The 988-nt window shown below is 50.3% G+C and carries 3 protein-coding genes; 1 reads left to right on the plus strand and 2 read right to left on the minus strand.

Annotated elements, in window-relative coordinates; genetic code table 11:
* Positions 1-284 (minus strand): alpha/beta hydrolase fold domain-containing protein (locus tag KHU33_RS26095; protein WP_211468459.1); only part of this gene is annotated, 284 nt, incomplete at its 3' end.
* Here KHU33_RS26095 and KHU33_RS26100 point away from each other — a divergent pair.
* A complete protein-coding gene (locus KHU33_RS26100) occupies positions 283-546 on the plus strand; it encodes a hypothetical protein (RefSeq protein ID WP_211468461.1) in 264 nt (87 codons plus the stop codon). The two genes, KHU33_RS26095 and KHU33_RS26100, sit on opposite strands and share 2 nt — an antisense overlap.
* Here KHU33_RS26100 and KHU33_RS26105 read toward each other — a convergent pair.
* The coding region (locus KHU33_RS26105; protein WP_211468463.1) for a GNAT family N-acetyltransferase at positions 536-988 on the minus strand (453 nt) is incomplete at its 5' end. The two genes, KHU33_RS26100 and KHU33_RS26105, sit on opposite strands and share 11 nt — an antisense overlap.

The following is a 988-nucleotide window of genomic DNA, read 5'->3' on the forward strand; positions in this document are numbered from 1 at the left end:
TAAGGATGCTCTGGCGCGAGGCGATAGACTGCCAAGACTACAGGCATGCTAGTGCCGCGAGACAATTTTGCGCAGTAGCGTCTATCAGCTAATGGAGCGCGCACAGCGAAGGCTCCACCATGCAGGTAGATAATGACACCGTTCTTTGCGTCATCGAAGTCACCGATCCACTCGATATGGACGCCATTGATGTTCTGCTTTTTTACCGTAACCTTCCTTTTTCCAATTGCACCGAGTCGATCCGCAAAGCCGTACGTGTAACGTACTTTTTCGATTGATGGCATGTTTCGCCATAGCGGTTTTAGCCAGTACCGGAACAACGTATTGGTCAGGAGTCGTTTTGGCATCTCTATTGGTCGCTATGGGTTGACGAGTTATATATCGCAAAATGCCACTTTATATGAATTGTTACTTGAAGCATTTAAGCCAATGTCTGCTAACTGGAAGATTCATGACTGGCTGGTGTTGGCCGGTTCCTGCCCTTCTGTAACCGGCGCCCGAGCGGCGAAATTCATCCGACAACAGCCGGTAAAACCTACCCAATGACCGCTGCAGTGACCAGGGAAACAATCGTCCAACCAATCGCCTTATACAGCGCACAGCCATCTTCAGTGGCAACAAGTACGCCTATTTTTGATTCGCTGGCAATGGAAACATTGCTCAGTGCCCCCATGACAATGCGCCCCAGTCCCTTCCTTTGATGCTCAGGCTCAGTCACTATTTGGTCAAAGATTGCAAAGCCATTGCTTTGAGCTACACGTCCCCTCGCGGCTAATTGTCCGTCTTTGCTCCTGAGTTCAGCATCGGTGACCGCACTACTTGTGCGAATTGATAGCTGGTAGTCATCGCGTGCAATGATGGCGTCTTTGCGCAACGCCGCAGCCATCAAATACTCAGGCGGCTGAATCGTCCAGATATCACGAAGAAAAGGCGTTACCATTTCTGGGCTTGCGCAGACTTTAAGCCATGTCCCCGGAACCGTTAAGCT

The organism is Collimonas silvisoli, assembly GCF_018305005.1.
GTDB classification, from domain to species: Bacteria; Pseudomonadota; Gammaproteobacteria; order Burkholderiales; family Burkholderiaceae_D; genus Collimonas; species Collimonas silvisoli.